At 46.2% G+C, this 7,439-nt stretch carries 7 protein-coding genes and 2 pseudogenes; 5 read left to right on the top strand and 4 right to left on the bottom strand.

The genetic code is table 11. The features are described 5' to 3' along the window. Positions 1 to 96 (bottom strand): annotated as a pseudogene (locus FDX03_RS23310) (murein tripeptide amidase MpaA); the annotation flags it as partial. Positions 97 to 280: 184 nt separating this feature from the next. Here FDX03_RS23310 and mppA point away from each other — a divergent pair. Further along, complete coding sequence (gene mppA, locus FDX03_RS12135) at positions 281 to 1,894, top strand: murein tripeptide ABC transporter substrate-binding protein MppA (RefSeq protein ID WP_101742269.1); 1,614 nt, start codon at positions 281 to 283, stop codon at positions 1,892 to 1,894. Positions 1,895 to 3,671: 1,777 nt separating this feature from the next. Here mppA and FDX03_RS23315 read toward each other — a convergent pair. Beyond that, a pseudogene (locus tag FDX03_RS23315) lies at positions 3,672 to 3,765 on the bottom strand (SOS response-associated peptidase); the annotation flags it as partial. 285 nt (positions 3,766 to 4,050) lie between these two features. Here FDX03_RS23315 and FDX03_RS12150 point away from each other — a divergent pair. After that, positions 4,051 to 4,632 (top strand): YrbL family protein, encoded by a 582-nt coding sequence (locus FDX03_RS12150; protein ID WP_048211528.1) that lies wholly within the window; start codon positions 4,051 to 4,053, stop codon positions 4,630 to 4,632. Between the two features lie 130 nt (positions 4,633 to 4,762). Here the strand turns inward: FDX03_RS12150 and FDX03_RS12155 are convergent, their stop codons facing one another. Then, positions 4,763 to 5,326: a MarR family transcriptional regulator gene (locus FDX03_RS12155; protein WP_048211529.1), complete on the bottom strand. Its 564-nt coding sequence runs from the start codon at positions 5,324 to 5,326 to the stop codon at positions 4,763 to 4,765. A gap of 115 nt (positions 5,327 to 5,441) precedes the next feature. Between FDX03_RS12155 and FDX03_RS12160 the strand changes: the two genes are divergently transcribed. Continuing rightward, a complete protein-coding gene (locus FDX03_RS12160) occupies positions 5,442 to 5,672 on the top strand; it encodes a glutaredoxin domain-containing protein (RefSeq protein ID WP_048211530.1) in 231 nt (76 codons plus the stop codon). Positions 5,673 to 5,740: 68 nt separating this feature from the next. Then, a complete protein-coding gene (locus FDX03_RS12165; RefSeq protein WP_040231149.1) occupies positions 5,741 to 6,010 on the top strand; it encodes a Rho-binding antiterminator in 270 nt (89 codons plus the stop codon). Positions 6,011 to 6,038: 28 nt separating this feature from the next. Here the strand turns inward: FDX03_RS12165 and FDX03_RS12170 are convergent, their stop codons facing one another. Next, positions 6,039 to 6,809: a DeoR/GlpR family DNA-binding transcription regulator gene (locus FDX03_RS12170; RefSeq protein WP_115643350.1), complete on the bottom strand. Its 771-nt coding sequence runs from the start codon at positions 6,807 to 6,809 to the stop codon at positions 6,039 to 6,041. A gap of 118 nt (positions 6,810 to 6,927) precedes the next feature. Here FDX03_RS12170 and FDX03_RS12175 point away from each other — a divergent pair, with 118 nt between their 5' ends. Next, entirely contained in the window at positions 6,928 to 7,311 is a 384-nt protein-coding gene (locus FDX03_RS12175; protein ID WP_048211533.1) for a VOC family protein, read from the top strand. The last annotated feature ends 128 nt before the right edge of the window (positions 7,312 to 7,439 follow it).

The raw sequence follows: 7,439 nt of genomic DNA on the forward strand, positions 1-7,439 counted from the left end.
GAACCAGATTAGCGGCGCGCCCAATAGTGAACGTCCGTAATGTTCGGTTCCTGGCGGAAATGCGCCGCGCTCGGCACGGGGGCGGGTAACGGTCATAGTCATCTCTGAATGCTGGGATAGTTACTCGCAGTGTTGTGCAAAATGTATGGATAATCAAATCGTTTTCACACACTTATCTTTTCAGGTGTAAAATCACTTTCCTGTCGGAAGTTAATTGCATTTCCTGCTGGCGATACAAATAATTACACATTCACTTAGTAGCCGGAATTGAGGGTATCTTATGCAGCATTCTGTTTCAGTAACCTGTTGTGCGCTGTTGGTTAGCAGCATTTCATTATCCTGGGCTGCTGATGTTCCCAGCGGGACGGTACTGGCAGAAAAGCAAGAACTGGTGCGTCACATAAAAGATGAGCCAGCGTCACTCGATCCGGCAAAAGCCGTTGGGCTTCCAGAAATTCAGGTTATTCGCGATTTATTCGAAGGGCTGGTCAACCAGAATGAAAAGGGTGAGATTATTCCCGGTGTCGCCACACAGTGGAAGAGTAATGATAACCGTATCTGGACGTTTACGTTGCGCAATAATGCGCAATGGGCCGATGGCACGCCGGTAACGGCACAGGATTTTGTCTACAGTTGGCAGCGTCTGGTTGACCCGAAAACACTATCGCCGTTTGCCTGGTTTGCCGCGCTAGCAGGGATCAACAATGCCCAGGCGATCATCGATGGCAAAGCCGCGCCCGATAAGTTAGGTGTCAGCGCGGTGGATGCGCATACCTTCAAAGTGCAGTTGGACAAACCGCTACCCTGGTTTGCCAACCTGACAGCGAGCTTTGCGTTTTATCCTGTCCAAAAAACCAATGTCGAAAGCGGTAAAGAGTGGACGAAGCCAGGCAACCTTATCGGTAACGGTGCCTATGTGCTGAAAGACCGTGTGGTTAACGAGAAACTGGAAGTTGTGCCGAATACACATTATTGGGACAACGCCAAAACGGTGCTGCAAAAAGTGACTTTCCTGCCGATTAACCAGGAGTCTGCTGCGACCAAACGCTATCTTGCTGGCGATATTGATATTACTGAGTCCTTCCCGAAAAATATGTATCAGAAGCTATTGAAGGATATTCCGGGCCAGGTGTATACGCCGCCGCAGCTTGGTACTTATTACTATGCATTTAACACGCAAAAAGGGCCGACTGCCGATTCACGCGTGCGTCTGGCGCTCAGTATGACTATCGATCGTCGTCTGATGGCGGAGAAAGTATTAGGAACTGGCGAAAAACCCGCCTGGCACTTTACGCCGGATGTGACGGCAGGATTTATCCCGGAACCTTCTCCGTTTGAACAAATGAGTCAGGAAGAGCTTAACGCCCAGGCGAAAACGCTGCTGCGTGCCGCGGGATATGGTCCGCAGAAACCGCTTAAACTCACGCTGTTGTACAACACCTCTGAAAACCATCAGAAGATTGCTATCGCAGTCGCGTCGATGTGGAAGAAAAACCTTGGCGTTGACGTGAAACTGCAAAACCAGGAGTGGAAAACCTATATTGATAGTCGTAATACCGGCAACTTTGATGTTATCCGTGCCTCCTGGGTGGGCGACTACAATGAGCCTTCTACGTTCCTGTCATTATTAACATCGACCCATACGGGCAATATCTCCCGCTTTAATAATCCGGCATACGATAAAGTGTTGACCCAGGCTACTCTGGAAAATACAGAGAAAGCGCGGAATGCTGATTATAACGCTGCGGAGAAAATTCTGATGGAACAGGCACCTATTGCGCCGATTTATCAGTACACCAACGGACGTTTAATTAAACCGTGGCTGAAAGGGTATCCGATTACCAACCCAGAGGATGTGGCATACAGTCGCACTATGTATATTGTTAAGCACTAATTGCGTACGTCCTCCTGTTAACCTTCGTTAACCACTTCAAAACCAGAACTGGCGCTGACTTCAGCGCCAGCATCTCCAGACAATCAGTATCAACCTCATTAAAAATAATGATAAAAATATATCTAATGAATTATTCATACTGCGGATTTCGATTTATACCGTCATTTAAACTTAATGAAATGGTATTCTTCAATAAAGAACACTGTCGGTGCTTGTCGAAATAAGGTTTAATAATTAGAGTGGTGGTGCAAAATATGAAATGGGACTGAAAGCAACGGGGCAATAAGCTTGTGCATTGTGGATGAGAAAAATATTGTCGGAACCCAACAAAGAACGGTCAGCTATATTAACCTGCATAATCTGATGTTATATTTGAAGAAAAAATCCGTGCAACCCTGGCGACAGTACTTAAGGACCGTTAACTGGCGAGCAAGGTATTCGAAACTGCCGGGGGGCATGGCCCTGATATGGACGATGATTGCCATAATCTCAATGAATTAATGTTTATTAATATTATGTCATGTGTTTATGTATGTGGTCAGATTTTAGTCTGATTAAGCTACTGATGGTATCTGGCCAGGTTATCAGATTGTGACTATGGTTATTTGCAGTGTAAAAACCAATATGGATTGCATGTGGCTTAGAATTAACTTTGTTGGTACTTTGCAAGAAATTCCCACTACCTACAGTGACGCCATTACCTGTTGAATCATCGGGATTTTCTCCAGATAAGCCTTATGTAATCGGCATAGTAACCTGACCAGAGCCCAGTTATCGTAACGTTAGTATCCGTGCCAGACACATACTTAAACCAGTTTCTTCTCTGAGCGGGCATCTATTTCCTGGTGTTTCAAGGGACTACTAAACAGCAGGGAAAAGCTGTATATTTCGCAGGGTTGACATGCTCTGACTTGTAAGTGCAGTTACTAGCTTATAAACAAAGGATTATGAATGTTTTTGATTACTATTTGTTACGCACTTTTCGCTTTGTGTCTTTTTGCAACATTTTATGTCTTGATGACGTACGAAAAACCGGGAAAATTGCACAACTGGGAAATTATAGTATTAATAATTATTTCTACATTCTGGCTTCCTGAGCTGATTATTCTGGTTTTCTCTTTTGCGCTTCTGGGACCAATGCTTTTGGGGATCAGGCATCTGCGCCGGCAGAGTGTTTCCGCCTGAATCATTGGTACCTTAACCTCGTACTGCACGAGGGGTTACGGCCAAATCTGGCCTGTGAACAGTGGGGACCGACCGGAAGATTGTTAGCGATGAATGTGACTCGCTACAGGGTTATTCTCATTATTGACGTCGAAATACCAACTCTGTACAAACGATTCCCGGCATCTGAACGATAAATTTGTGGCGTGCAGGAGTTTCAATTTTAATTGTCCGGGTGTCGTTTTCTGGCGCACAGCGGAGAGAACGCAGGTAGCGGTTATCTACGGTGTTGATGTTGCAACGATGTATAAAAATTACCTACAGGGTGAGCATAAACATCATAGTGAGTCATCTATATTTCTTGAACAGTGTTGAAGTATCGGCAGATACCGTCTCTCTGAATTGTTAATGATTTTGGGTTTATGTGAAAATAATGATTATTGTATTGCTGTGGATTTTTAATCAATTTGTTGGGAGTTAGTATGAAAGATATCCATAGTGATTTTCCCTTGCAGGGTTTAATCTGGGTATCTGACGCAACGTAGTTTGGCTCCCTAATTTTTACATTCTTGCCTGTACGTGTTACGCCCTGTCATATCAATTTTGTAACTGGCACGAAACCATCGTCTGCAATGTCCTCGGCTTCTTTCCCCTCCAACATCCGGCCTCATCCATTCACGAGCGGCCTCTGGTGGCAGCACCATAGGTCACGGTGAATGACGCTTAGTTGAATACCTTCCGCTGTTTACCTTCGTTAACAACATCAAAAAAACAAAGCTGGCGTGGATTTCTCCAACAGTATCTCCTGGCGTTCAACCTGCTGCACATCCACCGTTACTTTGCTTCAGTACGTCACTACAAAAGTTATTTATTGGATGAATACGCTATTTGTTTAACAACCATTGAAATAGACAGATACACAATATTTTTTGGCTGAGACAACTCTTCGTTGAGGCAACTCCATTTCACGTAGGGTAAAAATAAAAAATATTATGAAACAAATACTTATATTGAAAGATGAAGACTTGCTGGCACGAGGTAACGATCGCTACGTCTTCCAGCATCCACAGGATAGTAAACTGCTGGTCAAAATCGTGATTCCAGGCATTGCGAAATATAAAAGCAAGCTACGTGAGGTCTTTCGGGACATCAAAGAATGTAAGTTGAGTCACCAAACAGACGCATTTTATATGCAAAAAATTGAAGGACTTGTTGAAACAAATAAAGGAATAGGGCAACTCACGGTTAAGGAATGTGATGAGCATGGTCACATCGCACAAACTCTTTATCAGCTTGCCCTGAACAAAGAACTTGATGCCAGCAAATTGCAGAAGTTGAATGTTTTTTTAGCGTGGTTTGTCAGTACCGGTGTCATTATTAACTCCCTGCATTGTAAAAACATCGTCTACGCCTGGGATGCCACGCGCCAGGAATATTGTTTCAAAGTCATTGATGGTTTTGGTGACAAAACGTTTTTTCAGCTCAGTAAGTTTTCAGCGGCAATACGCGATAAAAATAAAGTCAAATGTCTCAAGCGGATGCTACGGGATCTGAACCACCTGCAACATACGTAATCCGCAGAAATTGTTGACGATATGGCGTGGGAACGCGGCTACCGTAATATCGCCGTGTCAAATGCCTGTAGCGAGTGGTTATCCTGGAAAGCGGCAACCCGGCCACATGAAGACACTATAACAGAGAAGATCATACGTCCGGGGGCTGATGCTCCCGACAAATTAACATCGAATCATCCTCGCTCAACGGTTCTTTCGTTAAATTACAAAATCCCTGACCATTTACTTTTTGGTGGAACCGACAGCTCTGGCACAGACCAAATCCCGGCACATTACTGGTGCGCTGAATGCCCCGCAGAAGTTCGAAGAGTAGCTCCTTGAGTAAACCCGCGCGTTCACCCATCGCAGATTCGCCCGTCATCAAAAATGAGGGGGGAAGCAGGGCATCCAGCAAATTTTTGGCCGACTCGGTGAGCTGCAGATGAACGCTACGCTTATCCCTGGCATCCTGCGTGCGTACCACCAGTCCTTTTGATTCCAACAACTTTAGCGATTGTGACACCGTTCCTTTGGTGAGACCGAGGTAGTCCGTCACGGCGAGAGGCGTATTGGAGTAGCGGTTACAGCGTGCGAGATACATCAACGCACTGAGCTGTACTGGCTGAAGATCCGCCAGTAAAGGATGCTGGCGAAACCACATCCGCGTCAGACCAGACAGTCGGTCCAGTACGTCAAAAAGCGACATATCATGCATAACAAAATCCTCCTCGGCATATAGTATCGACTAAAAACTATATTGACAAAGCATAAAACTGGCGTAGCATAAATTATAGTATCGATTCGATACTATAATTTAAAGGAGAGGTATCATGACCAAAGCCCGTTTTTATCATGCTGGTTGCCCGGTTTGCGTTTCCGCAGAAGAAACACTGCTACAGTATCTGTCCCCGGATGTGGAAATCGAGGTTATTCATTTGGGAGAACAACCCGATCACGTTGCAGAGGCGGAGCGAATCGGAGTGAAGTCTGTTCCCGCTCTGGTAATCGACGGTAATGTGCTGCATATCAACTTTGGCGCACCTATCGAAGCGCTGAAATAGCGTCGCATGTTCGGGAAGTCGCGTGAGCTATTTCCCGAACCGGCGTGGACATAGGGAAGGGGGGATTTATGTGTGCGGCAGAAAAGTACCATCCTGTCGATTGCGATCTGCATGACTATCTGGAGATTGCCTGTCTCTATCACTATTTGCTGCGCATTGAACTGACTACCGGGGAACACTTTGATGCCAGGGCCGTGACGACATGCACCACAGCAGACAAAGAGGAATTCTTGCTTGTGGAGTGCCATGAACACCATCATAGAATTCGCCTGGACTATCTGTCAGCCATTACCCCATTGACGGCTGGCGCCACTTTTAGCACCGTGATATTCCGTTGAATTTACACGTAAAAAGACTGCGCCACCGTTATACGGTGTAAATGCGGATGTCATGCGCCTGAAAAGCGGTGCCGTACTGTTTGCTGATGTTTTCCTCCACGACAATGACATCAATGTTACTGCTGGCGGTGACAACATAACGTGCGACGGCAGGGATCTTATCCGCCGTCAGTGCGACGATAGTTTCGTTACACTGCTTAATTACCGCTTTTTTAAACTCACAATCGGCGTAATCAAACCCGGTTAATCCGGACTCCGGTGCCATCGCACAACCACCAATAAAACCTTGATCAAATAAAATATCCTGTACCTGGGCAATGGCTGTCGGACCTACGCACCCACCGGACGATCGCTGCACTGGCCCACCTAACATGATGACCTCGAATAGCGGTTTTTTCAGCAGTACGGCGGCAATATCAGGTGAATTTGTCACGACGGTTAATGCCAGCTCAGCTGGAAGGGCTTCAGCCATTGCCAGGTTGGTTGTTCCTGTGTCGATAAAAATACAGCTTCCGGATTTCACTAGCCGGGCACATCTTTGCGCGATGCTGCTCTTTTTCGCGGTATTAATATTCTTGCGTACTGTGATGTCAGCTGACTCTGGTAGTGAAATGACAGCCCCGCCATAGACTTTCTTGCAAACACCTTCTTTACACAACTCTTGTAAATCGCGGCGGATCGTATGTTCTGACACCCCCAAACGGACGGCCAGTTCAGTACAGATCACTCTGCCGTTTTCCTGCAGGATCTGATAGATAAGCGCCTGGCGTTGATCCGGGAATGCAGCGTAATCGAGCATGAGAACTCCATAAAAATAAACATCGAGCAATAACGTGCATAATCCTGCATTATAATGCAGGATGTCAATATCCCTTAACGGGGGCGTACCGTTCAGAGTAAACGATAAGAGGATCGCGATGAAAATTGCACACATGGCTTTATGGACCCGGGATCTTGAACGACAAGCCCGGTTCTGGGTGTCGTTTTTTGATGGTGTGATAAACGAAAAATACTGCAGCAAAACCAATCCCGGGTTTGAATCTTATTTCGTCAACATTGGTGAGGACATTGCGATTGAGTTAATGACCAAACCGGGACTGACCCACCCTGTACCTGACAATAACACTTCAGGATGGGTGCATCTGGCTCTCTCTGTTGGTGGCGCGGGGCATGTTGATGCTCTGGCTATACGCGCAAAAGAACAGGGCATCCTGGTCTCCGGACCACGAACCACCGGTGACGGGTATTACGAGGCCGTCATTCAGGACCCCGACGGTAATTTAATCGAGATTGTAGCGTAATACGTAGATCAGGCCGGATGACAAAATTGCCCGCGCAGGATCTGTAGTTCAGTAATACCTCGGGTTATTTGTTGGGTGGCCAGACCGAGTGTTGCGGCAGCCTCTCTGAACTTCAGCGTTTCGGCTGC

The sequence above is a fragment of the Citrobacter sp. wls827 genome (genome assembly GCF_005280875.1).
GTDB lineage: Bacteria > Pseudomonadota > Gammaproteobacteria > Enterobacterales > Enterobacteriaceae > Citrobacter > Citrobacter youngae.